Consider the following 25,341-nt stretch of genomic DNA (forward strand, 5'->3'; position numbering starts at 1 on the left):
ATTTAGTCAAGAACAGCTACTGTTATCACACAATTATTCAGCTTTTGTTAAATAGTTAACATAGTTAATTTCACTTGTTTGACTAGAATCAAATGCAAACCCTTCATGTGTGATTAAGAAATTATTGGAAAGGTACAAAAGGTTGTCATACGTTTCTATGTATACAGTCATCTCCCAAAGAGGTTGCTTGAAAACTTCAACAATAATAAATTTGTCATTTGTATCACTGTTAGATTCAGGATAGCTGTAAAGATTATTTGTCTGTGAGATGGATTCAAGTGGCTCGCCTAAACAATTAGGTGCAGCATATTTATGTTCAGTAATTTCTAAGCTATCAGTATTAAAGGTTAATTCATTTACATAATATGCTGAATTAGCTCTTTCATCACAATTTGATAGCCATGAACCAATAATATTGGGATCTTCACCATCAGGGGATTGAACAGAAGGAGGTTGAACATTTGAAACCTTATTTTCTTCTGCTGAGTCGCTTCCACCACACCCGTATAGGGTTGCCATGACAAAGTAGATTGCGATATGTATGAAAAAAGAAGGTCGTGATTTGTTGTTTTTATACACAGTAAATCCTTTTAGATATCCGAAAATTTAACCGTTCTTACAAGAGCTCATCCAATAAGCTAGTGTATTTTAGTGCTGATTTTTATATATCCTACATTTGCTATGTCTTTGAAGTAAAGTTAATAATATTTAAGGTTTTCTCGATTAAACAGGCTGGTAGGTTTAAACGAGCTTTTGTTGGTTAGTCACTTCTCCTCTTATTTTTTACAGGTTTACTTGTCCAGAACAGAAGCGACGAAAGGGAAACAAGGTCAATGATGTGGTCAAGTAAATCTTGGTATCTTAGGTTATTACGATGGACCTTGTTTCTCCTTTAAACTAACTAGAAATACATGTCAGGATAAACAGGGTTTCAGCAGCACACTCAGCCATTTTCAAATGAGTTTAATTTAGCGGGAAATAACGTTAAGGGTTTTAGGTGAAGTTAAAATCTGGGTGACTCCTTCTTTGGAAATCTTTCGTTTATCAGATAATTTTCCCTATGCAGCAGGGCAGTTCTAAGAGCGGGCAGCAGTATCACTTTTTTATTAGAAAGAATAAGTTAACTTGTTTTGCAATAGTCTGGAAAAACAAAAAGGCGATAGTGATAACTATCGCCTTTAAGTAAAAAAATTACTGGTTCTGTAACAATTCAGCCGCAGCTAAAATTAACTCTGGTGCAGGACGCACTTTGTAGTTTGGATTAATGTATTGAAAATGCACTAAGCCTGCTTTATCCGCTACGTAAACAGCAGGAACTGGCAGTACTAAACGTTTATCACCTTCTGGTGTTGTCCAAAGCGTGTTATCAACGCTTAACTTTGCTTGATACATCGAAGTGACTTTTTCACTGGTGTAAAATGCGATGCCAAATGCTTGTGAAGCAGCCATCTTTTCATCTGACAACAACAAGTAATCTAATTCATTGTCGTTAATTGATGCTTTTAATTTAGCGGGTGAATCAGGTGAGATGCCGACTAATTGGAATCCCATTTCAATCAGTTTAGGCTCAATGGCTTTTAATTGACCCATTTGAATATTACAAAAAGGACACCAACCACCACGGTAAAAGAAGAATATGGTGGGCTTTTTAGCGGTTAGCTCTTCTAAGTTAACCTTATTGCCATCAACATCATGCAAGTCAACACTAGGAATTTGCTGACCATTCATCAATGGCATTACGTGGTATTCATCACTGGCAATGGGTTTAGCCATTGAAGGTAAACTAAATAAGGCCACTGCGGCGACTAACATCAAATTTTTTAACATGCTGAAATCCATATTCAATTAAAAGGGTCTATGTTGCGTACTCTTCGAGGCATTTATTGCGCTCTAGTGCTCAATGTTGTTACTGTTCCTTATCAATCTGCTTTATCAATCTGCTTTATCAAGCCAGTTTATCAAGCCAGTTTATCAAGCCAGTTTATCAAGCCAGCTTATCAAATAAGTAAGGCAATCGATGAATTTTCACAGTAACGACTAATACTAGACCTGAGCATATCATTTTTTATTTCACTCGATTGAATAAAAGTGAATTTAGATTTACTTATTCTGTTTAACGTCTTTACTAGTTAGTTTGTTCGAGGCAATAAAAAAGGCGCTATCAGCGCCTTTAATCATATTCAACTTAGGTTATTACTTTAGCAATTACTTCAGTTTTTTGTATTTAACTGTACTGCTTGATTTACCTACAGTCACGCGGCGACCTTGCATGTTGCGCTCTGCCACAACTTGCTCGCCAGCATTGTCAGAACGTTGTTGTTTCTTAGCGAAACTACGACGCTTTTGAATTTGCTTAAGCAGCATTTCACGGCTGCCGACTTCATAGCCTGCAACAGTAATACGGCGAATTGGTTGACCGATTAACTTTTCGATATCCGCTAAGGTACGTTCTTCTTCACGACTTACAAATGAAATTGCAGTACCTGATTTACCTGCACGGCCTGTACGACCAATACGGTGAACATAATCTTCTGCAAGAAATGGTAAGTCATAGTTTACGACGTAACCTAGATTTTGAATATCTAACCCACGTGCAGCAACTTCAGTTGCAACCAGTACGCGCACTTTGCCTTCAACAAACTCACGTAAAGCGCGGCGGCGGCTACCTTGAGCTTTTTCACCATGTACAACCGCTGATGGAATACCATCAAGGTTTAATTCTTTTACTAGCACATCTGCTGCATCACGAGTTGCGGTAAACACCAATACTTGTTGCCAATTTTTAGTGCCAATTAACTCTGATAAAAGTTCACGTTTGCGACGCTGCTCAACGGGGTATACCACTTGGCTGACGGTTGCTGCTGTGGTGTTTTGCTTGTCAGCGGTAATTACCTTTGGTTTCTCTAGCATTTCATTAGCCAATTTTTTAACTGACGTAGAAAAGGTTGCTGAGAATAATAAGTTTTGACGTTGCTTATTAACCGCTTGAAGAATTTTTTGAATATCAGTGCTAAAACCCATGTCTAACATACGGTCAGCTTCATCGAGTACTAAAAATTCAACGTTTGATAAGCTTAAGTTACAAGCAAGAAGGTGCTCTAATAAACGACCTGGTGTGGCAACAATAATGTCAGCACCACGTTTAAGCTTTTGCGCTTGGGTTGCGACTTTAACTCCACCATAAATGGTCAACACTTCGATGTTGATATTTTTACTGTAGTCATTTATGTTTTCAGCGACTTGAGCTGCAAGTTCGCGGGTCGGCGTTAAAATCAATGCACGCGTATTTGAATGCTGTAATTCACGTGGATTTTCAAACATTTTTTGAAGCATTGGTAATGCAAATGCTGCCGTTTTACCTGTACCAGTCTGAGCACTCGCTAGGACATCTTCACCACGGCGAATAGCTGGAATAGCTTGCTGTTGAACAGGTGTCATAGTTTTATAACCACAATCAGCGATCGCACTTAATATTTCTGGGGCGAAGCTAAAAGATTCAAATTTCATCGGTGTATATTCCTATGGTAATCACGTTATTCAACAGTTTAAATGTTTGCCGATTGTAGATAGAAGTATAACGGCTATAACAAGCGGCGGCGGAGTATAACAAAAAAAATTGATTATTTCTTACCTAAATTATCTATTAAGCTGAAGTTGGCATTTTCGGTAAACATATTGCTTGCATCGCATAGAATTCTGACTGCTTAGTAAACATAAGCAATGTGCTAGCTGTAGGCGTTAAGGCTAAAACTAATATCAACAAAAATGCCAAGCTCAGATTGAGCTTGGCATTATCAGTTTAAGCAAAATTACTACAGTTAGATTTTTAACTTGATCATTTTAAAGCACTTTTTATAAGTGCTTTATAAGTGCTTTTATAAACGCTTTCTTAAACGCTAATTGGAAGCAGTAAATTAAATTGCTTGAGTTACTTCAGTTAACCACGCTAAGTCATCACCTTGCATCATAGGTGAAATTTTAGCGAAGACTAATTCATGGTATTGATTAAACCAGTTTACTTCCGCTTCGCTCAATAATGATTTATCAACCAGTCTTTTATCCATTGGAATAAGGGTTAATGCATCAAACTCCATCATTTCTCTTTCAGGATTTGCAAGTTTCGATGGCACGATAGCCACTAGATTTTCAATACGGATACCAAATTCATCTGCGCGGTAATAACCTGGCTCATTTGACAGCACCATACCTGGAACCAATGCCACATTATTCACATTTTTACCAATACGTTGCGGGCCTTCGTGAACACTTAGGAAGTGACCAACACCATGACCTGTACCGTGGTCGTAATCACAGCCATGCTGCCATAAATACTGACGTGCAAAGCCATCGAGCTGTTGACCTGATGTGCCTTTCGGGAATCTAGCTTGATCGAGGGCGATATGTCCTTTTAATACTAAAGTGAACATTTTTTGCTGTTCAGCGGTGACATCGCCAATAGCGATAGTACGAGTAACATCGGTTGTGCCATCGATATATTGCGCGCCTGAATCAACTAAATAAATGCTGTTCATGGTCATCTGACTTGGTGTGCCGTCAAGGTGGTTGTAGTGGCACATTGCGCCGTTACCGCCAGTAGCAGAAATAGTATCAAAACTCGGTTCACGATATAGCGGATCAGTTAAGCGGAATGATTCAAGCTTGTCTGCAAGTTCAGCTTCATCATGCATGATATTAGCTGCGACTTCTCGGTCAAGCCAAGCAAGGAAACGACTGACTGCAACGCCGTCTCTCAGGTGACTTTCACGCATGCCATTAAGCTCAGCAGCATTTTTTTTCGCTTTTGGGAGTGCCACAGGATCAGAACCTGCGATGAGTACTGCACCAGCATTTTTAGCGCTGAGTTGGCTCCAAGCGTTTGCCGTATTAGGGTCAGCCAGTAACTTCACACCATTCAATTGTGATAATGCATCAGCCAGTAAAGATTCATCTTTAAACTCAACGCCACTACCTACATGCTCGCTAAAACCTTCTGGCAGTTTATTGCTATCTGCAAATAAGGTCATATCGCCATTGGTAGAAAGTAATGCACAACCTAAAGTCACAGGCAGCCTTGGAACATCGCTGCCACGAATATTCAATAACCAGCAAAATGAATCCAATGCTGAAATTAGCGCCATGTCAGCGCCTTGTTTTGCGACCAGTTCACCAATTTGCTGACGTTTTTCAATGCTGTTTCGGCCTGCGCCTTCGTGGCTGAACAAGCTAATGAGCTCGCTTGACAGTGCAGGGCGATCTTGCCAATGAACATCAATCGGGTTTTCATCAACGCTCACTAGACTTAAATTCGCTTTAACCAGTTTTTGCTCAGCTTGTTGGTACCAAGCTAATGTGTGTAAACGGCTATCAATGCCTACGCGCGCTCCTGCGCCTAGTTGTTCAATCAACCATTCTACTTGAGGAGTGTCGTACAAGCTTTCATAACTAAATAACTCAGCACTTACTTGCTGCTTCACTTGAACGGTGTAACGACCATCAATGAAAATAGCGGCGCTGTCTTTTAATACAATGGCCATACCAGCAGAGCCTGTAAAATCAGTCGCCCATAATAGGCGCTCGTTGCGCTCAGGGACATATTCCCCAAGGTATTCATCAGCTCTAGGAATAATGAATGCATCTAAATTGTGTTTGGTAAGTTCCTGACGAATAGCGTCAAGCCGCTGATTGATTTTCTCTGACATGATAGCTCCATTGGAGGTTGCTGATTGACTCAGTCTTATTGAGGAATGGCGATTATCGCAATTGCGTTAGGTTATTTGCAAGTAAAGAAGTTACCAGCGTAATAGTTGCATCATTGATAAGCGGTTAAACATAATTTGTAACTTTATATTGTATACATTTTAAATTAGCAGTTTACACTATGGCAAATATCTCATCATCAGTTAACTTTTTATGGAGTCATTTATGACTATTGGTGTCGGCACCCAAACACAAGAACAAGCATTCGCTAGCTTATCTGATATGACTACTGATGTAGCCCATATAGAATTAGCTGAATTCGAACAACGTATTGCTAAAGCGCAAAGCTTAATGCAGCAACAAGGCATTGAAGCCATTTATATCAATGCCGGCACAAACCTATACTACTTTACTGGTACCAAATGGTACGCCAGTGAGCGAGTGGTGGGTGCGATTATTCCTGCTGTAGGTAATGTTGAATATATTGCGCCTGCCTTTGAGCTAGATACCCTTGAAGGCTATATGGCGATTAAAGGCAAAGTGAATACTTGGCAAGAGGATGAAAGCCCTTATGCCTTATTTGCACAAACGCTCGACAATATGGGGATTCATAGCGGTAAAGTGGGTATTGATGAATCAACAGCATTCTTCATTTTCGATGGAATGCGCCTTGCTAACGACAAGCTGAACTATATCAATGCAAAAAGTATTACAGCTGGCTGCAGAATGATTAAGTCAGCAGCTGAACTTGGCTTACTGCAACGCGCAAAAGATATGACACTTGCTGTGCATGTGGCCACTGCAAGTATTTTACATGAAGGGATAACCACAGCTGAGGTTGAAGCTTTTATCCATGAAGCGCATAAACGTGTTGGCGCTCCAGCAGGTTCTTATTTTTGCATCGTGTTATTTGGTGAAGATACAGCGTATCCACATGGGGTTAAATCACCTAAAACTCTTGAGCAAAATGATACGGTATTGATTGATACAGGTTGTCAGCTTGGCGGTTATAACTCTGACATAACCCGTACTTATGTGTTCGGTGAAGCCAATGAGCGACAACGTAGTTTGTGGGATCTTGAACAGCAAGCCCAGCTTGCGGCATTCGCAGCAGCACAAATTGGTGAAACTTGTGCCAATGTTGATAGAGCTGCCAGAGCTGTGATTGTCGATGCTGGTTTTGGTCCAGGGTATGATGTGCCAGGATTGCCACACCGTACAGGTCATGGGGTTGGTTTAGATATTCATGAATGGCCATATTTAGTGTTAAATGATCAAACGCCACTAGAAGCGGGTATGTGTTTTAGTAATGAACCAATGCTGTGTGTACCAGGAGAGTTTGGTGTACGTCATGAAGACCATTTTTATATGACTGATGCTGGCCCTGTTTGGTTTACTACACCGGCTAAGTCTATTGACGACCCGTTTGATTTAGCTAAGTAAGTTTAAGCGCTAAAACCAGACTGAAAACCAGAGTAAGAACCAGAGTAAAAACTAGAGCAAGAATTCGTTGTTAAAAAGTACAACCTACCCTAATGCAGAATAAAAAATGCCCTATTGGTGATTAAACCAATAGGGCATTTTTATGATTCAGATGAGTTAACTGTCTTATTTTTAGCTTCGTCTTAGTTAATCGCTAATAACTCAACTTCAAAAATCAGTACCGAACCACCTTCAATTTTACCTGCAGCGCGGTTGCCGTAAGCTAATGTGCTCGGAACAAAGAACTTAAATTTATCACCAACATTCATCAACTGAACACCTTCTGTCCAACCTGGAATTACACGGTTAAGTGGAAAATCAATACTTTCACCACGGTCAACCGAGCTATCGAAAATCGTCCCATCAATTAATGTGCCGTGATAATGCACTGTAACCGTATCAGTCGCTTTTGGGTGTTCTGTGCCATCGCTTTTGTGCATAACTAAATACTGTAGCCCAGAAAGTGTTGTTACTACGCCTTCTTTTGCTTGGTTCTCAAGTAAGAAAGCATTGCCTTTCGTTATATTTTCTTGGGCAGCTTTTTTATTATTTGATTGAGTGAAAAAGTAAAAGATGAGTCCTGCGATGACGCATACAGCCAAAACGACTTTCATAGTATTAATCCCGATGTATTTTTTAGTAAGTTTTTTAGCTGAAACGGTATCGTTTCAACCTCGAGTAACTTTTACGTTAATAAGCCTGTTATTTAATAGGTAAGTAACAAGGAAGTTATGCGCAAGTCAGTCGATAAAAATTCTGATTGAGAACCTGATATGCATGGTACTGATAGAAATAAGCGGGGTAAAGCGAAAGCGTCATTTGTTGTACCTAGGCTTTATCGGCTCGCTGGTTTAGCAGCAAGATGTGACATTATTGAGCAAAAAAAGTGATATAAGCCATTAAAGAAGCAAAAGAAAAGTTAACTAATATCATTAAGCGATAAATCCACTTAAACGGCGTTTTCTGGGTTTTATGTCTGAACACCTCTTGCGCAATAATACCGGCGGGCCAGCCACCTATAAGTGCAAAACCATGCAGTGTTTGCTCTTGAATGCGCCACTTCTGTTTACTTGCTGCGCGTTTATCTCGCCATGTGATAAAGCCACTGATCAGATTGACTGCCAACAAGTAATAGCCAAGGTTCATCGATATCATAAAGCCGATGACTAACATGGTTGCTAAACTTATCAGGCCGAAAATTTTCATCATAGACTCGCTTTTTTTATTTTAAAAATTCAGCATAAATTTCTAATTCAATCTCATCGCCAACAATCGGTATATAACTACTCATGCCAAAATCAGAGCGTTTTATTTGGCCTACAGCACTAAAACCGACAGTGTACTTGCCTGTCATCCAGTTATCTGCGCCGCCATGAAAAGTCGCCGTGAAGGTCACGGGTTTCGTCACACCGCGTAAGGTTAAATCACCACTGAAATTAAAGCTGGTGTCATTAATGGGGGTAACTGTATGACTTACAAATGCAGCTTGAGGGAATTGGGCACTGTGAAACCAAGTATCTTCTTGCAAGGTGTCGCTTAAGTCAGGGTTATTGATGTCAATCGAGCTTATATCAACTACTGCGCTGAGCGTCGCAGCTGCCATATCGTTAGGATCAAAATTAAGTTCAGCGTCAAACTGATTAAAGCGGCCAACATAGGTTGATAAGCCCAAATGCTGAATTTTAAAAATTAGCGCGGCATGGTTTTCATCCAGTTGATATTCACCTGGTTGCAGCTCAAGCAGATCTGACTCAACATTGGGCGCTACCCAGCTGACACAGCTACTTAATATTAACAGCGCTATACCCGCAAATAATGCTTTGAGATATTGACTCATAGGCCTTCCTGGTTTGCCGTTCACGTGTTGGACTTTGCCATAACAAGTTTGCGCCACAGGGCTTCTAACGGGCCTTGATTAAAAAATCGTAAATAGACTGGCGCTAACACTAACTGTAACAGGGTTATGATGATTGCGATAAGGAAATAGTCTACTCGATTCAAGCTCATGTATAAGTCACTTGCATAATGGCTTATAGCGTAACGAAAAATGCTGACACCAATCAGGGATTGAAAAATATAGCAGCTAAATGCAAGTTTACCGACAGCTTGAAATGGCGCTAAAACCAGTTGACTGTTTTGGCAAATTTTGACTATAAGATGCACATAAACTAACGCCATTGCTATTGCGCTCACCATCATCATGCTTGTCGATAATTCAACTAAAACGGGGTTGGATGAAAAGCTTAAAATTGAGTCAATGGTTGAAAATAATATCGCCACAATAATACATTGAAGCAGTGTTTTTCTATCCAAGCCATGTTCGAATACGCCTTGCTTATACAGGACCATGCCCCACATCATTAACCCGCCTGCATACCACATGATAGTGAGCGGGATGAGCATTAGCATAAAGCCCACTTGCATTAATTGTAGCAAAACGACATTAATATAAGCTGCAGACCAATCTAAAAGCTGCTGCTGATGCAGTTCTGAGCCTCTAAAATAATGTTCTTCTTCAATGGCAAGAGAGAATAAAGCCACAAGTACTAGTGCAGCAAAAATAAATTGATTGGCACGCTTTTTAATGGTTTCAATATCTGCGTTAACGTAATTAAGTGCTAGAAAAGCACTAATGCCATAAGTCAGCAGAATATCACCACCCCAAATGAAAATGCCGTGAATCAGCCCGAAAACAATGAGCCATTTAAGGCGTTTTTTAATGAACGGATAAGCGGGTAAGTTATTGGCTTCGAAGCGTTGATACTGAATCAGTAATCCTGCGCCAAATAAAATAGACAACAGGCTTAAAAAGCGTCCTTCTAGAAAGAAGTTATTGAACACTTCTAAAATTCTATCTGATGCTATTTGTGGTAAATGCGCTGCGTAACCATAAAAACTGTCATTCATAAAAAAGATGTTCATGAATAAAATGCCCAATATGGCTATGCCTCTAAGTGCATCCATATTGCTATTGCGGTTGCCGTGGCTTTCGTTAATGGTATTTGGGCGTTTGTTTGAGCTGGCGATGGCACTTGATGAGTTCGAACGACTTATTACAGTATTTGCTGCGGTACTTGCTGAATTGGGTGAGGTACCAATATGAGCTGCAGAATCCTTTTTGCTATTCATATCTTTATTTTTGTTGTGTTTTCTAATGATAAAAGTGCTGAAAGCGTAACAGCCTGTGATCGAAAAAGATACAGGGTTAAGCTTTCAACCTTATGATATCAATTACTTTTGCGGCTTTTCAGAAATCCATAATTTAATCGTGCCTTTAACCACAATATTTCCATCAGTATCGTAGGCGTTAACGGGGACGAGTAAATCTCCGACTTGCCATTGTTCTGGGGTGACTTCAGCAACGCACACAATGTCACTACCCGCTTTGGCGGTATAATCGACAGACATGCCTTTTGGGATCCAACGAAGGTGTTTAGGCACTGATGCTTCTGCCATTACTCCCATTGCCATTTCTAAACCGTTACAAATGGCGATGACATGAACGGTTTTAATATGATTATGAACCGCATTACGTTTTTTAATTAATACTGAGCATCGGTTAACAGTAAGATCGGTAACCAGTGGTTTTACCGTGGCAAAATATGGCGCCATTCTTGATACCATAATAGAGAAAATTTTATGTCCAAAAGGGTACTTAGTTACCTTGTTATATAAAGCTAATACATGGTTGGGTTTTGAGCTGCTCATATCAATCCTTGTCTTATTAGAATTATTTTTACATCTGGTCTGACGAGTTGGTTTGCAGTGAGTTTAACATCCTTGTAACCACTTGCACATAACCTATGTAAATTGAAAAAGATTAATTAGTCTCTTGCGCCGTTGCAGGTATAATTCGGTTTGGTATTTTCACTTTGTTATTGGCTAAATGGCAAAGTGCTAAATCTCAGTCTTTATCTCAGTCTTAATTTGGGGCTTTATCACGACCTTTATCGCAAATAGGGTTAGATAAATTTAGATTTCAGGTGTTTTACTAAGGATTAGCTTTGCAGCAACTATTAAATTATTTCAAAGGAATGGCGATGGGCGCCGCAGATGTGGTTCCTGGTGTCTCGGGTGGCACGATTGCATTTATTACTGGGATTTTAGAGCCATTATTAGACGGGATTAAAAAGATTAACCCTTCATTATTAGGCGTGATAAAACAGCAAGGCATTAAAGCTGCATTCATGCACATTAATGGCCCTTTTTTAGTGGCTGTTTTTGGCGGTATTCTCACCAGTATATTCAGTCTCGCTAAGCTGATTTCATGGTTATTGACCAACCATCCTGTACCAGTTTGGTCATTTTTCTTTGGTTTAATTCTGTTTTCAGTGGTGCACATGCTAAGGCAGGTGAGTAGCATCAACCTGTTGCGCTGCGTGTTGTTTGTATTCGGTGTAGCCTTTGCTTGGTTTATTACTGTATTAAATCCAATTGAATTAGATGCCGGATATTTGAACTTTTTCTTTGCCGGATGTATTGCGATTTGCGCGATGATTTTACCGGGTATTTCAGGTAGCTTCATTTTGTTGTTATTAGGGCTATATCCTGCAGTATTGGCAGCAGCAAAAGGGTTTGATGTTCTATTATTGGCATGTTTTGCAATGGGATGCGTCGTTGGGCTATTAAGCTTTAGTCATGTGTTATCTGCCATGTTACGTAAATTCCATGATGAGACATTACTATTTCTAACAGGGTTAATGCTCGGCACCTTAGGAAAAATTTGGCCCTGGAAAGAAGTATTAACCTGGCGCGAAAATTCAAAAGGCGAACAAGTACCGCTTACCGAGCAAAACTTATCACCGATGCAGTTTGAGCAACTAACAGGTGAGTCATCACAGCTTGCCGCAGCCGTTATTTGTCTGCTGGTGGGTATTGGACTCGTTTGGGGCTTAGAGATATTTGGACAACGCCACGCAGAAAAGGCCGATAGCTAATCTATTCATAGGCTTTCTAGCGTCGTTTATAATCTTACTCATGTGATGCTTGTTTTTTAAACATCACATGAGTTATAGGTTGGAACAGTAAACCTCCGATTTCATCTCTATCAAGATAAAAATTTACTTTTTATTATAATTTAATGAGTTAAAGGCTAATATCAATACAGGCAAGTGATCTAAACGCCATTACACAACGTAATGGTCTTTAAGCCACAAGGAGTCGTATCGTGAATAGAGAAATCTTTAATCCTGAAAAAATACAAATTGGTATCAGCAGCTGCCTATTAGGTCAAAAAGTGCGGTTTGATGGCGGCCATAAAAACTCAAATTACTGCAATATCGACCTCGCTCCATTTTTCGACTACATCAGTGTTTGCCCAGAGATGGCAATAGGCATGGGCGCGCCTCGCAAAACTATCCGTCAAGAGCTCGACGGCGATAAAATTTATTTAAAAAGTGCTGATGGCAGTATTGATGTAACAGATAAACTTGAAGAGTACAGTCAAAAACGTGTTGGTGAACTCGACTTTATTGGTGGTTACATTCTTTGCGCTAAATCGCCAACCTGTGGCATGGAAAGAGTCATTGAGTATAAGTACGGCACCAATAACGGTACCAAAAGCGGCGTGGGTGTATTTGCAAAAAAATTGATGGATACCTACCCAGAGTTACCTGTGGAAGAAGAGGGGCGCTTGCATGATCCAGTGATTAAAGAAAACTTTATCACTCGAGTATATGCGTATCATGAGTGGCATACCTTGCAAGCTGAAGGCTGGACCAAGCATAAACTAATGCAGTTTCACGCCCGTTATAAATACCTTCTAATGGCTCATAGCCCTCAATGGTATCGTGATTTAGGGCCGATTTTAGCGAACATTGATGATCTTGATGCTGCTGCGCAAAGCTATTTTGTAGGTTTTATGACGGCGTTAAAGATTAAAGCAACTCGTAAAAACCACACCAGTACCTTGCAGCATATTCAGGGCTACTTTAAGAAGCATCTTTCTAAAGAGCAAAAACAAGAATTAACTGAATCAATCATGAAATACCGTGAAGGACTGTTACCTTTACTAGTACCTATTACATTGATTAATCACTATCTGCGTGAGTATCCAACACCATATATTGAAGGTCAGGTTTATCTAAACCCTCACCCTGAAGCATTAAGACTACGATACGCTTATTAAACTTAAACATTAAAATACAGGCCAATAATTTGGCCTGTATTTGTTCAATTAATTCTTCACTTCATCCTTGTTTTAATCTGAGTTAAGGCCCTGACATGAAATCACTTATTTGGTTTAGACAAGATTTACGTCTTGCCGACAACCTTGCTGTTTGTGAAGCATTTGCTTTGGCGAAAACAGAATTGGCCAATTTTGATAAGTCGACTTGTCCGCAGGTTGAAGCCTTATATATTGTTAGCCCTAAACAATGGCAAAGCCATGATGTTGCCCCGATTCAAATCGATTTTATTGAGCGTCATCTAAATATCCTTGCACAAGGCCTGGCGGCGTTAGGTGTAAAACTCACGGTGGTGACCTTGCCTTGGTTTGATGATGTGATGGATTGGCTGCCCAACTTTTTAACTGATAATCAGATTGATCAAGTGTTTGCGACTCAAGAGCCTGAGTTTAATGAACGAAAGCGCGATCAACAATTACTCGATATTGGTCTGCCAATCACTTTTGTTGCTCAAGACTGCATTATCAATGCGGGCGAGGTGAAAAACCTTTCGGGACAGATGTATAAGGTCTTTACGCCATTTTCCAAAAAATGGCGTCAAATCGCGTCGAGTAAAATGATTGCTCCTTTACATGTCCCTGCGCCAATAGGGCCTGCAATAGCTGAGCCTGATCCGATAGTGTTTGAGACTGACCATTTTACTAAAAAAGTCTCAAGCAATTTATGGCGAGCAGGAGAGGGAGAAGCCAAACGAATATTGGATTATTTTTGTCAGCAGCACATTCAGGATTATCAACTCGAAAGAGATTTTCCGGCATTAGATAACACCAGTAAATTATCACCCTATTTAGCAATTGGTGTTATCAGTGCAAAGCAATGTTTAGCGACAGCTTTGAGCTATTACCCTGAAGCGCTAGTGGATGATACAAGCCCTGCTAAAACATGGATAAATGAACTGGCTTGGCGAGAATTTTATCGTCATCTTTTAGTCGCTTTTCCGAGGCTTTCAAAAGGCAAAAGCTTTAATGAAAAAGGCGATGATGTTCAATGGGTAAATGATGATGTGCAGTTCGCAGCATGGTGTGAGGGGCGTACAGGTTTCCCAATCATTGATGCAGCGATGAGACAGCTTAATCAAACGGGTTGGATGCATAATCGTTTAAGAATGGTCGTGGCCAGTTTCCTCACTAAACATTTGCTTATTGATTGGCGCTGGGGTGAGCGATATTTTAGGCAAAAACTCATTGATGGTGATCTCGCTGCAAATAATGGTGGCTGGCAATGGTCCGCTGGAACGGGATGTGATGCTCAGCCTTATTTTCGTGTGTTTAATCCAATGAACCAAAGCAGTAAATTTGACCCCGATGCCAGTTTTATAAAACATTATGTCCCTGAATTAGCGCAGCAGTCACTTAAACTGATCCATCAGCCTTTGTTTATTGAACAGTCTGAGATTCGTTTTAATGAGGATGATTTGTTTGGAAATGTTGCGCCACAAGATAAGGTTACCAATCAGGCTTACCCATCACCAATTGTTGAGCATAGCGCAGCGCGAAAACGGGCTATAGAGGTGTTAAGTGCGCTAAAGCGCTAATACTGAATATCCCATGTAAGCCATTTGTTATTTGAATAAGCCACTTAATCGTGGCTTTTTTATTGAGCAATTTAACTCACTTTCTTTGCGACAGATCACAGATTCTACTAGGTTTGTAAGGTGATACATTTTTATCATTGCTGTAAAAGAAATAACGACATACAATAAACATATATTTCAAATGCATCTTTAGTGCGTTATTAAAAAGGTTTGATTATTATGCTAAATATTGACGATCCGGCAGAAACTGAGAAAACCGCTGCAATATGGCGATTAGCATTCAGACCTTTTTTCTTGGGCGGCGCTGCATTGGCAATGTTATATATTCCCCTATGGCTAATGGGTTGGTACACACCGCAGTACAGTTTATTTAATAGCAACTTTTGGTCGAATGTCTTGCCACTTTGGTGGCATCCACATGAGTTGTTATTTGGTTTTGCCATGGCGATTGTGTGTGGTTTTTTACTGACAGCGGTACAAACATGGACTAACCAACCTAGCCTTAAAGGTCCCACTTTAGCGATTACTTTTAGCAGTTGGTTATTGGCAAGGTTATTATTATTACTGCCATTTGATATCCCATTATTCTTACCTGCCATATTCGATAGTCTGTTTTTAGGTATTGCAGCTTTCACTATGTGGCGCTGCGTTTATCGAGTGAAGCAGTGGCAAAATATTGGTTTCTCGATCATGCTTACTGTTGCTTTGATAGTGAATCTTGTGAGTTATTACGCATTACAAGAGCGTAATTTCATTTTAGCTAATCAAATCTGGCAAGGAATGTTATTTTGGCTAGCATTACTGATCACTATTGTCGGTGGAAGAGTGATTCCATTCTTTACTGCAATGAGAGTAAAGCAACCCAAAGCAGAGCCCATTTTTGCATTGGAAAAAAGCTTACTAGTGTTAATGATTGCCCTTGTTGTTCAGGCCATTTTTAAGGTTTTACCGATGGCCGTTGAACAAGTGCTATTGCTCAGTGCTGGTGTATTACACTTGATTAGAATCAGTCGCTGGCTACCCCACAAAACATTGAAAGAGCCAATGCTGTGGTCATTGCATTTATCTTACTTATCTTTACCTATTGCCTTGTTGGGTTTAGGTTGGTTTATTAACAATGAATTTGCTTATCGCAGCTTATTACATTTGTTTGCCATCGGCTGTTTAGCATCATTGTGTTTATCAATGATTTCAAGAGTGTCACTGGGTCATACAAGCAGAAATATATATCAAGGTCCTAACATGATATTAGCTTTTGTATGTTTACCTATTGCTGCGTTATTGCGTGCAGTGATGCCCCTGATATTTCCTGCGCAAACCCAAACTTGGTTGTGGTTAGCAGGTGGGTTTTGGTTTCTCGCTTTTGGATTGTTTGTTTGGCATTACAGTCCAATTTTATCTCGCCCACGTATTGATGGGCGTCCAGGCTAAGTAACGGCTTCATGTTATTACGCCATTTATTGATTATTTTTAAAGGAAGAATTGTGAATATGCAATTAGCATTGTTTGCTAAAAAACATCTAGCGGGTAAAGCGTTAAGCAAGAGTTTGTGTCAAGTCTTAGTGTCGCTTGTAGGGATGACAACGTGTGCTGCAGCGATCGCTAAAGCTGATGTCAATGAAGCTAAATTCCCTGATCAGTTTAAGACTTGGGCTGAAACTGAAGAGCAAACTGAACGCGAAGATATGCTCGCTAGTTATCCTGCCAATATTATTCTATGGGCAGGCTCTTCTTTTGCTAAAGAGTACCATAGCCCTCGTGGACACCAATTTGCAGTAGCCGATGTCACGCAAACATTGCGTACTGGTGTACCGCCAAAAGAAGGCGAAATGGGCACATCAGCTAGCTGCTGGACTTGTAAAACCCCTGATGCACCTCGTTTGATTAAAGAAATGGGTTTTGAAGGTTATTCTGCTTCAAACTTTACTGATTTAGGCACTGAGATAAACAGTGTTGTTTACTGTACTGATTGTCATGTGGACGGTAGTGCAGAACTGGCTTTACCACGTCCTCATGCGCAAAACGCAATGCAGAAGACAGGTATTCCGTTTGAGAAGCAAGATGTCTCAATGCAAGGGGCGCAAGTATGTGGTCAGTGTCATGTGACGTATTACTTCCAACCTGAAAAAAGCAATGTGGTTAACATGCCGTGGATTTTCGGCAGTGATACCGACAATATTTTGAAATACTACGATACACGTCGTTTTTACGAGTGGATCCACCCGATTTCTAAAACCCCAATACTGAAAGCACGTCATCCAGAATTTGAGCATTGGAGTCGCAGTAAGCATGCTGAAGCCAATGTCACCTGTATTACTTGTCATATGCCGGTAGAAGAAAATGCCAAAGGCGAAGAGTTTACTAACCATAAAGTAGATAAAGCCCTACCGCATTTTGATAAAACCTGTATTGGTTGTCATGAAAGCAAAGAAGCTATTACGGCAAAATTAGATGCTGATAAGCATGAAATTGAAACCATGGCCCGTGAAGTAGAAGGGTTATTAGTGAAAGCACATTATGAAGCCAAAGCGGCTTGGGATGCTGGTGCTAACTGGGAACAAATGAACAGTGCAATTATGGCTATTCGTCATGGTCAATGGCATTGGGATTTCGCTATGGCATCACACGGTTTATATGCTCATAACCCTGATGAAGGTCGTATGTTACTGAGCCGTGCAACATCGCAAGCTAAAATGGCAAGAGCAGTATTAGCACAAGTGCTTGAAAGCTTGAAAGTCACTAAGGTGGAATACCCTGATATTAGCTCTAAAGAATCAGCCCACGCTGCAGTGGGAATTAATGAAGCTAAGTTGAGTGAAGCGAAACAGAAGTTCATTAAAGAAGAAGTTGAGAAAAACTGGAACCCAATTGCGGTGAGAGGTTACGAGTAACTTTACTTATAAATACACAATAACTTACTCGCTCATATCATTTTGACAGTGTAGCTAGTAGCGAAGTTCATAATAGCTAGCGAAGTATGCAGTGAAGTAAGCCATTCAGCGAGTGGTTAAGTAAGAGCTAAAGTAAAAACTAAAGTAAAAGCTAAAATAAATAAAAAGGCGCTTAGAGAATTCTAAGCGCCTTTTTTGATCTGCTTAAACAAAACCGACGTATAAACAATTAACAAAATTATTTTTTTTATTGTTTAAATTCTGTAAGACAAATCTTTCGACTAAGATTAATATCAATAGATAACTACTCGTTTTTGTTGTTAAAAATAGCCTGAAGGATAATTGGCGCATCATGCTTAGCAACAGCATGATTAGCAGCACATGATGTTTAATGAGATGGTTCAAGGAGAGTTAAATGCACAGTAGCACTAATAACGTTAGTGAATTACTTCAGCCGACGATGGCGACTTCAGCTGCCGAACTTGCTAGCGCTAAGCAGGTGAGTAAGGTGACTGAGACAACTGAACCTGAACAGCCGCAGATTATTGATGACTTTGTTAACATGTACCAAAGTCTCAATAAAGACACACTGCACCTCTTAAAACAGGTATACAGTGACGATATTGTATTTCAAGATCCATTGCATACCGTTAAGGGAATGAGTGCGTTAACCGATTATTTTGCCAATCTATATGCCAATGTCGACTCAATTAATTTTGATATTCAACAGATCAGTGTCACGAGCGAACAAGCTTCAGTGTTTTGGAAGATGACCTACAGCCACTGCAAACTTAATCGCGGAAATCCAATCCAAGTTGATGGCATGAGTCACCTTATCTTTTCAGACAAAATCACATCTCATCGAGACTATTTCGACCTTGGTCAAATGTTGTATGAGCAAATTCCTGTATTGGGCAAAGTGATAAGCATGGTTAAAGCTAAGGCATCATCATGAGCGCCTCAATGAAGCAAGCAAATAGTCAACACGCAGTGCTGATAACTGGTGCAAGCTCAGGCATTGGTTTAGCGCTTGCGATGCAGTATGTCGCTGAAGGCTACCAAGTGTTTGCTTGTGGTCGTAACGCCCAAAGGCTAAATACCATCAAAGGCGCCACGCCGCTGGTATTTGATATCAATGATAAACACCAAATTGAAAAAGCGGCAGAACAGCTTACGCATCATTTACAGCAAGATAATCTGACCCTCAAGATGGTCATTTTAAATGCGGGTAGTTGTGAATACATTAATAACCCTGTTCAGTTTGATGGCGCTTTATTCGAGCGTGTCATTCAAACCAATGTTATTTCAATGGGTTATTGTTTAGAGAATTTTTTACCTTTAATCGCAGTTAATGGCCGAGTCGGCTTGATGAGTTCAAGTGCGACCTATTTACCTTTTCCTAAAGCTGAGGCTTACGGCGCATCAAAAGCGGCTGTGAACTACCTTGCAAGTAGCTTACGTTTGGATTTAAAAGTACATGGTATTGGCGTAAGTGTAATTTGTCCTGGCTTTGTAAAAACGCCACTGACGGATAAAAACGACTTTGCGATGCCAATGCAAATATCAGCCGATAAAGCCGCCACTGCAATTATGCATGGCATGCAAACGGGTAAGAGCGAAATTCATTTTCCTAAGCGTTTTACCTATTTACTTAAGTTAATGAGTTGTCTGCCATCAGCAGTGATTAACAATATGCTGACGCCAAAAGCAGACAAAGCATAAAGATGACAACTTGAGAAGGCCTCATAATGGTGATTATTGGTAACCATTATTAGGCGAGTTAATAAAATAAAAAGAATAAGCCTGAAGGATTAATATGAAAAAAATTGCCGTAGTTGGATCGGGTATTTCAGGGTTAACCTGTGCACATTTACTAAGTGAGTTGCATGAGGTTACCGTTTTTGAAGCGAATGATTATATTGGTGGTCACACAGCTACAATTGATGTGGAAGTGGCTGGAAAGCCTTACGCTATCGATAGTGGTTTTATTGTGTTCAACGACAGAACCTATCCACGATTTCAAAAATTGATGGCGCGATTACAGGTTAAGTCTCTGCCAACGGAGATGAGCTTTAGCGTGCAAAACACTCAAACAGGGCTTGAATACAATGGCCACACTTTGTGGAGTATGTTTGCCCAGCGACGTAATTTATTAAAGCCTGATTTTTATCGTTTCCTTGCTGAAATCGTTAAATTTAATAATCAATGTAAAGCCATATATGAAGCAGAAGACTATCAAATAAACAGCTTAGGTGAGTTTTTAGACACTCATGGCTTTTCAGACTTTTTCAGTGAGCATTATATCCTGCCGATGGGGGCCGCGATTTGGTCAGCCAGCATCAATGATATGCGTGCTTTCTCATTACGTTTCTTTATTCGCTTTTTCCAACACCACGGTTTACTTAATATCAGCGACCGTCCGCAATGGTATGTGCTTGAAGGTGGTTCACGTAGTTATATCCCAGCAATGATAGCACCCTTTAAAGAACGATTATTTTTGAACTCACCAGTTACATCTATTGAACGTAAAGAAGATGGCGTGAATATCAAAATCAATGATGAAGTGCATTATTTTGATGAAGTCATATTGGCCTGTCATAGCGACCAAGCTTTAGCGATGTTAACCGATGCCACTGAAGATGAGAAAGAAGTTCTCGGAGCAATGGCTTATCAAAATAATGAGGTGGTATTGCATACAGATATTAATCTATTGCCGAAAAGAAAAGCTGCTTGGGCAAGTTGGAATTACCGTTTAGAAGGTAAAGACGCTGAAGATATTGCTAATAAGCCTGCTAGCGTGACTTACAATATGAATATTCTGCAACGCTTACCTAAAGATGCACCGACATTTTGTGTCACTTTAAATCAGACTGATTTAATTGATAGCAGTAAAATTTTGCGTAAATTTAACTATGCTCACCCTGTGTTTAACGAAGCCAGTATGAATGCACAAAAAGAGCGAACAAAAATTTGCGGTGTGCGCCATACGCATTTTGCCGGAGCATACTGGTATAACGGTTTTCATGAAGATGGTGTACGCAGTGGTCTAGATGTTTGTAATAATTTCGGCATCAGCCTATGAGTTCAAGCATAGCTGAAGACCGTTTTAATAGTGGCGTGTATCAAGGTGAAGTAAGTCACAGGCGTTTTACTCCTAAAAACCATAGTTTTGCCTATGAAATGGCATTATTAGCCATCGATTTAGATGAGGTTGATAATTTAGCCAAAGTGAGTCGACTGTTTGGTACAACGAAGTGGTCTTTGCTTAAGTTTAATCCCAATGACTACTTAAACTCCCTTGCATCGCAATTTAGTGATACAGAGATACCTGACAGTGTCTCTTTAAAGCAAAGCAGTAATACCACACCAGATAAAGCACTAAAGCAACGAGTGTTGTGGACCATCGAACAATTGGGGGCAACTAAATCGTGTGAGTCAGTGATTTTTGCCGGTCAAGTGCGTCATTTTGGCTTTTACTTCAGTCCAGTTAATTTCTATTTTTGCTATCAAGATAAGCAGCCGATTTATATGTTGGCTGAAGTCAGTAACACACCGTGGGATCAACGCCATTGTTACCTAGTGAATCTTGAGCAAACAGAAACCACAGATAAAGTTTTTCATGTGTCGCCATTTATGGATTTGGACATGCATTATCAATGGCAAGTCGTTGCACCAAGCAAGCGACTTAATGTGACCATTCAAAATCGAGATGATGCCAATAATAAGTTATTTGATGCCAGCCTTCAGCTGAGAAGGAAGTCATTTAATGCCAGTAATATTCGCAACATGTTGATAGGGTTTCCTGTGATGACACTGAAAATCATGTGGGGCATTTATTGGCAAGCGATGAAGCTATTTGTAAAAAGAATCCCATTTATTGCTCATCCCCACACTGATTAAACTTAAATTAAACCAAAAGACAGTTTGTTACGTACTGAAAGATATCATTATAAAAATTGAAATGCTAAAAGTAAGAATCGGAGAGATATATGGACAATACAGCGATTAATGCGAACGTAGAGCAAGCAAGTATTTCAGACAGCTTTGCAAAGAAAATTTTATTACGTGCGTTAAAACTCCTCTCTGGTGGCTATTTGACCATTGTTAATTCAGGCAAGGACGATACGGCTGAGCAAAGTTTAACATTCGGGGATTTTGAGTCTGACTTACACGCTACCATTCAAGTGACTCACCCAAGTTTTTATAAGCAAATTATTTGGGGCGGCTCTATCGGTGCAGGTGAAGCTTACATCCAAGGTCATTGGTCTAGTCCTGACTTAACCAAAGTCGTTCAGCTATTCGCGCGCAACTTAGCATTACTCGATAATATTGAACGCTACTTTTCATGGTTTAGTGTCGGGATGAACCGATTAACTCACGTCTTTAATCGTAACTCTACCGCAGGTTCTAAACGAAACATTCTCGCTCATTATGATCTAGGTAACTCAATGTACGAGCAATTTCTTGATAAAGAAATGCTTTATTCGAGTGCATTATATCCTCACAAAGACGCGAGTTTAGAAGAAGCTCAACTGCATAAACTGCACACAATTTGCGAACGTTTAGATTTAAAAGCTGGGCAAACGTTGCTTGAAGTCGGCACCGGTTGGGGCGCATTGGCAATCTATGCCGCCAAGCACTTTGATGTAAACGTTACCACGACCACGATTTCAGATGCGCAGTATGATTATGCTGTCGACAGAGTGAATAAAGAAGGTCTGCAAGATAAAGTCACTTTACTCAAAAGTGATTATCGATTGCTTGAAGGTGAATATGACCGCGTAGTGTCTATCGAAATGATTGAGGCTGTAGGGCATGAGTATTTACCTGGATTCTTTAAGAAATTAGAAACCTTGCTAAAGCCATCAGGAAGAATGTTAATTCAGGCGATTACCATTGCCGATCAGCGTTATGACAGTTATCGCAAAGGCGTTGACTTTATTCAGCGCTATATTTTCCCTGGGGGCTGTTTACCATCCGTTAGCGAAATGAATAAACACGTAGCGAAGCAAACTGACATGGTGGTGTGGTCTGTTGATGATATGGGCAAAGATTATGCGCAAACCCTGTATCACTGGCATGAACGTTTTGATAAGGCGCAAGACACCATAAAGCAACTTGGTTACGGTGATGACTTTATCCGTATGTGGAAGTTTTATTTAAGCTATTGCGAAGGTGGCTTTTTAGAACGTACAACGAGTACGGTACATTTGGTTGCAGTGCGACCACAATACCGCACCACTTTAGCTGGCGGCGTATAAATAATGCCACATTCTGCCCATACCAATATTATCAATGCACTGGCATTTCAAGTGATTTGGTGGGCAGGTGTACTCGCAGCTAACCAACTTATTATTATCCCAATTATTTTGATTATTTGGCACTTTGTCGCCAGTCAGCAAAAGAGTTTTGATTTTAAAGTCTTAATGGTTTGTGCCTCGGTGGGGATCTTGTTGGATACCGTGCTTGTAGGTATAGGGTTGTTTGAGTTTCAGGTATTTCCATTGTGGTTGGGTTTACTATGGGGTTATTTTGCTCTGTCACTTAATTACAGTTTAGCCTTGTTTAATCATTTTCCTATTTCGATACAAGCCCTTCTAGGCGGCATTTTTGGCAGCTTAAGTTATATCGGTGGAGCCAATTTAAATGCCGTAGATCTACCCTATGGCACAGTGACTTCTGGTTTAGCACTTATGTTGATTTGGTCATTGATGTTCCCTTTATTTCTGTGGCTGTCAAAGGTGATTGGCTTAAAACATGCTCGTACCGATTTTGAAAAATTGGTATGAAATGTTTCATCTTTTTCTTTAATCGTTCAATGAAAAATATTAGCCGAGAGGAGTTAACACAATGAAAGTCTACACCTTATTACTTTGTATTGTATTGACGCCATTATCAGTGTCATCAGCTCAGTTTGAGAGTGATTCAATTGAGAAAAAACAAGTCAATGTTAACTTATTGCAGGCGTATGATAATAAGCATACAGATCTGCAGATGGTTGGTGAAGCAGACATGGACTTACTCTGGTTCTCAATCTATAGCGCGAGGTTAATGTCGGTAGATGGTGACTATCAGCATAGTCAGCTACCGCTCAAGCTTGAGATTCAATACCATCGTGATATTGAAGCTGAAGATCTTATCGAAGCAACAGTGGATCAGTGGCAACACATTGGCATTGCCAATCAAGATATTCCAAGATTACAGCAGCAAATAGAGCAAGCGTGGCCAGACGTTAAAGAGGGCGATAAGTTAAGCTTTATGATGCATAGCGATGACTTAGGCCAATTTTATTATAATGACAAACCCTTACCGATAATCGAAGAACCTGGATTTTCAAAAGCGTTTTTAGGTATTTGGCTATCAGAGCAAACCAGCAGACCTGAATTACGTGAGCAATTGATTGGAGCAAACAAATAATGGGTCTTCTAAGCAAAATAAAATCATACTTTTTAGTGGTAATCGCAGCATCGGTGTTGATGTCTTGTTCTTCTGCATCTATTGAAGATTATGATAAAACAACTCCTGTATTAAACCTTAAAACATTCTTCGATGGCCAGTTGACCGCATCAGGCATTGTTCAAGATTATTCTGGCACAGTGACGCGAAAATTTACCGTCACCATGGAAGCCAGTTGGCAAGGTGATGAAGGGGTGATTAATGAATGGTTTATTTACGATGATGGCGAAAAACAAACCCGCATTTGGAAAATAACCGATTTAGGTAATGGTAAGTATCAAGGCACTGCTAACGATATCTTGGGCATAGCTGAAGGTGAAGCCAGGGGCAGTGCGCTTCGCTGGGCTTATGATATGAACTTAGTGGTTGATGATTCAGAATATGAAGTTCATTTTGATGATTGGATGTTTTTAGTGGATGAAAATACCATTATTAACAAAAGCGACATTATTAAATTCGGTATCACAGTGGCTGAAGTCACTTTAGTCATTCAAAAGGTTAACTAATTAGCAGTGTGTACGAGTTTCATCTCCTGTGACTATTATGATTTAACTATTATGAGTTAACTATTATGAGTTAACTACAATAATCTAACTACAATAAATTAACTCTGATTGTTTAACGTTCATCGTGTGCAACTTCACAATGCAAAAATGGCGCTGATATTGAAATATCAGCGCCATTTTATTGTTTGATTGTTCAGCTTAATTAACCTTTGAGCTTTGAATTATCAGGTTGCTTCTTATCGTAGTATTCAAATGGAAACACATTCCTAATTCGTTGTGAAATCTTGTCATCGATATTGGCCGAAATGTGCAGTCTGACACCATTAAGTTTTTCGGCTCTGACAGTACATGTGAGCTTTTCATGTTTAGCGATAGATTTACATTCACGTGAGAAACGCTCAGGAATTTTTCCTGAATGCTTATTGAGTTTTCCGTCTTTAAAGTGCATTTCGAAAACTTTTAAACCTCGAGCTCCAGAAAAGATAAGCTTGTAGGCAATGACGAAAAATACCAGCACAAACAATACTTTTAATCCCGTTTCGAGCATGGTTAATTCCTTATGTATGACAACTTCTTTACTATTTAAGATA

Annotated in this window: 24 protein-coding genes; 14 read left to right on the top strand and 10 right to left on the bottom strand. The window is 39.9% G+C overall.

All coding sequences use genetic code 11. The annotated features are described in order from the left end of the window. Positions 1–33 precede the first annotated feature (33 nt). From L2737_RS01115 to L2737_RS01130, 4 genes are all read right to left on the bottom strand, one after another. Positions 34–579: a hypothetical protein gene (locus L2737_RS01115; protein ID WP_248954481.1), complete on the bottom strand. Its 546-nt coding sequence runs from the start codon at positions 577–579 to the stop codon at positions 34–36. A 612-nt stretch (positions 580–1,191) separates the two neighbouring features. Then, positions 1,192–1,827 carry a peroxiredoxin-like family protein gene (locus tag L2737_RS01120; protein ID WP_102529768.1) on the bottom strand — a complete coding sequence of 212 codons (636 nt, stop codon included), beginning with the start codon at positions 1,825–1,827 and terminating at the stop codon, positions 1,192–1,194. A gap of 378 nt (positions 1,828–2,205) precedes the next feature. Next, positions 2,206–3,507, bottom strand: coding sequence for a DEAD/DEAH box helicase (locus L2737_RS01125; protein ID WP_102529767.1), 1,302 nt, complete (start codon positions 3,505–3,507; stop codon positions 2,206–2,208). Positions 3,508–3,914: 407 nt separating this feature from the next. Continuing rightward, positions 3,915–5,699 (bottom strand): aminopeptidase P family protein, encoded by a 1,785-nt coding sequence (locus L2737_RS01130; protein ID WP_248954482.1) that lies wholly within the window; start codon positions 5,697–5,699, stop codon positions 3,915–3,917. Between the two features lie 223 nt (positions 5,700–5,922). Between L2737_RS01130 and L2737_RS01135 the strand changes: the two genes are divergently transcribed. Continuing rightward, positions 5,923–7,140, top strand: a complete 1,218-nt coding sequence (locus L2737_RS01135) for a M24 family metallopeptidase (RefSeq protein WP_229367862.1) — start codon at positions 5,923–5,925, stop codon at positions 7,138–7,140. Between the two features lie 182 nt (positions 7,141–7,322). Here L2737_RS01135 and bamJ read toward each other — a convergent pair whose 3' ends face one another. From bamJ to L2737_RS01160, 5 genes are all read right to left on the bottom strand, one after another. Beyond that, positions 7,323–7,793, bottom strand: a complete 471-nt coding sequence (gene bamJ, locus L2737_RS01140) for a BamJ family beta-barrel-assembly machinery protein (protein WP_248954483.1) — start codon at positions 7,791–7,793, stop codon at positions 7,323–7,325. Between the two features lie 256 nt (positions 7,794–8,049). Next, positions 8,050–8,388 (bottom strand): DUF1294 domain-containing protein, encoded by a 339-nt coding sequence (locus L2737_RS01145; protein WP_102529763.1) that lies wholly within the window; start codon positions 8,386–8,388, stop codon positions 8,050–8,052. 13 nt (positions 8,389–8,401) lie between these two features. Continuing rightward, positions 8,402–9,016 (bottom strand): YceI family protein, encoded by a 615-nt coding sequence (locus L2737_RS01150; RefSeq protein WP_248954484.1) that lies wholly within the window; start codon positions 9,014–9,016, stop codon positions 8,402–8,404. 20 nt (positions 9,017–9,036) lie between these two features. Next, complete coding sequence (locus L2737_RS01155; protein WP_248954485.1) at positions 9,037–10,308, bottom strand: DUF418 domain-containing protein; 1,272 nt, start codon at positions 10,306–10,308, stop codon at positions 9,037–9,039. Positions 10,309–10,410: 102 nt separating this feature from the next. Further along, entirely contained in the window at positions 10,411–10,887 is a 477-nt protein-coding gene (locus tag L2737_RS01160; protein WP_248954486.1) for a hotdog fold domain-containing protein, read from the bottom strand. Between the two features lie 296 nt (positions 10,888–11,183). Here L2737_RS01160 and L2737_RS01165 point away from each other — a divergent pair, with 296 nt between their 5' ends. The 13 genes from L2737_RS01165 to L2737_RS01225 all read left to right on the top strand — a co-directional run bounded on the left by L2737_RS01165 (position 11,184) and on the right by L2737_RS01225 (position 24,751). Then, on the top strand, positions 11,184–12,116 hold the full coding sequence (locus tag L2737_RS01165; protein WP_102529760.1) for a polyprenyl-phosphate transporter: 933 nt from the start codon (positions 11,184–11,186) through the stop codon (positions 12,114–12,116). A gap of 230 nt (positions 12,117–12,346) precedes the next feature. After that, positions 12,347–13,306, top strand: coding sequence for a YbgA family protein (locus L2737_RS01170; protein ID WP_428848364.1), 960 nt, complete (start codon positions 12,347–12,349; stop codon positions 13,304–13,306). Positions 13,307–13,401: 95 nt separating this feature from the next. Beyond that, positions 13,402–14,898 carry a cryptochrome/photolyase family protein gene (locus tag L2737_RS01175; RefSeq protein ID WP_248954487.1) on the top strand — a complete coding sequence of 499 codons (1,497 nt, stop codon included), beginning with the start codon at positions 13,402–13,404 and terminating at the stop codon, positions 14,896–14,898. Positions 14,899–15,117: 219 nt separating this feature from the next. Beyond that, complete coding sequence (locus L2737_RS01180) at positions 15,118–16,329, top strand: NnrS family protein (RefSeq protein ID WP_102529757.1); 1,212 nt, start codon at positions 15,118–15,120, stop codon at positions 16,327–16,329. A 146-nt stretch (positions 16,330–16,475) separates the two neighbouring features. Continuing rightward, positions 16,476–17,789, top strand: coding sequence for an ammonia-forming cytochrome c nitrite reductase subunit c552 (locus tag L2737_RS01185; protein WP_241906499.1), 1,314 nt, complete (start codon positions 16,476–16,478; stop codon positions 17,787–17,789). A 415-nt stretch (positions 17,790–18,204) separates the two neighbouring features. Next, positions 18,205–18,744, top strand: coding sequence for a nuclear transport factor 2 family protein (locus L2737_RS01190; protein ID WP_248954488.1), 540 nt, complete (start codon positions 18,205–18,207; stop codon positions 18,742–18,744). Continuing rightward, complete coding sequence (locus L2737_RS01195; protein ID WP_248954489.1) at positions 18,741–19,511, top strand: SDR family NAD(P)-dependent oxidoreductase; 771 nt, start codon at positions 18,741–18,743, stop codon at positions 19,509–19,511. The genes L2737_RS01190 and L2737_RS01195 overlap by 4 nt, the downstream gene beginning before the upstream one ends. A 94-nt stretch (positions 19,512–19,605) precedes the next feature. Next, positions 19,606–20,871 carry an NAD(P)/FAD-dependent oxidoreductase gene (locus tag L2737_RS01200; RefSeq protein ID WP_248954490.1) on the top strand — a complete coding sequence of 422 codons (1,266 nt, stop codon included), beginning with the start codon at positions 19,606–19,608 and terminating at the stop codon, positions 20,869–20,871. Beyond that, the gene (locus L2737_RS01205) at positions 20,868–21,689 is read left to right on the top strand and encodes a DUF1365 domain-containing protein (RefSeq protein ID WP_102529755.1); all 822 of its coding nucleotides are present in this window, start codon (positions 20,868–20,870) and stop codon (positions 21,687–21,689) included. Before L2737_RS01200 ends, L2737_RS01205 begins: the two co-directional genes overlap by 4 nt. 89 nt (positions 21,690–21,778) lie before the next feature. Beyond that, positions 21,779–23,050, top strand: a complete 1,272-nt coding sequence (locus tag L2737_RS01210) for an SAM-dependent methyltransferase (protein WP_248954491.1) — start codon at positions 21,779–21,781, stop codon at positions 23,048–23,050. Positions 23,051–23,053: 3 nt separating this feature from the next. Beyond that, positions 23,054–23,578, top strand: coding sequence for a DUF2878 domain-containing protein (locus L2737_RS01215; protein WP_248954492.1), 525 nt, complete (start codon positions 23,054–23,056; stop codon positions 23,576–23,578). Positions 23,579–23,639: 61 nt separating this feature from the next. After that, positions 23,640–24,206, top strand: a complete 567-nt coding sequence (locus L2737_RS01220) for a chalcone isomerase family protein (RefSeq protein WP_248954493.1) — start codon at positions 23,640–23,642, stop codon at positions 24,204–24,206. Then, on the top strand, positions 24,206–24,751 hold the full coding sequence (locus L2737_RS01225) for a DUF3833 domain-containing protein (RefSeq protein WP_102529751.1): 546 nt from the start codon (positions 24,206–24,208) through the stop codon (positions 24,749–24,751). Before L2737_RS01220 ends, L2737_RS01225 begins: the two co-directional genes overlap by 1 nt. Positions 24,752–24,953: 202 nt before the next feature. Here the strand turns inward: L2737_RS01225 and L2737_RS01230 are convergent, their stop codons facing one another. Continuing rightward, positions 24,954–25,298: a DUF3634 family protein gene (locus L2737_RS01230; protein WP_102529750.1), complete on the bottom strand. Its 345-nt coding sequence runs from the start codon at positions 25,296–25,298 to the stop codon at positions 24,954–24,956. Between the last annotated feature and the right edge of the window lie 43 nt (positions 25,299–25,341).

Source organism: Shewanella electrodiphila (assembly GCF_023283985.1).
Classification (GTDB): domain Bacteria; phylum Pseudomonadota; class Gammaproteobacteria; order Enterobacterales; family Shewanellaceae; genus Shewanella; species Shewanella electrodiphila.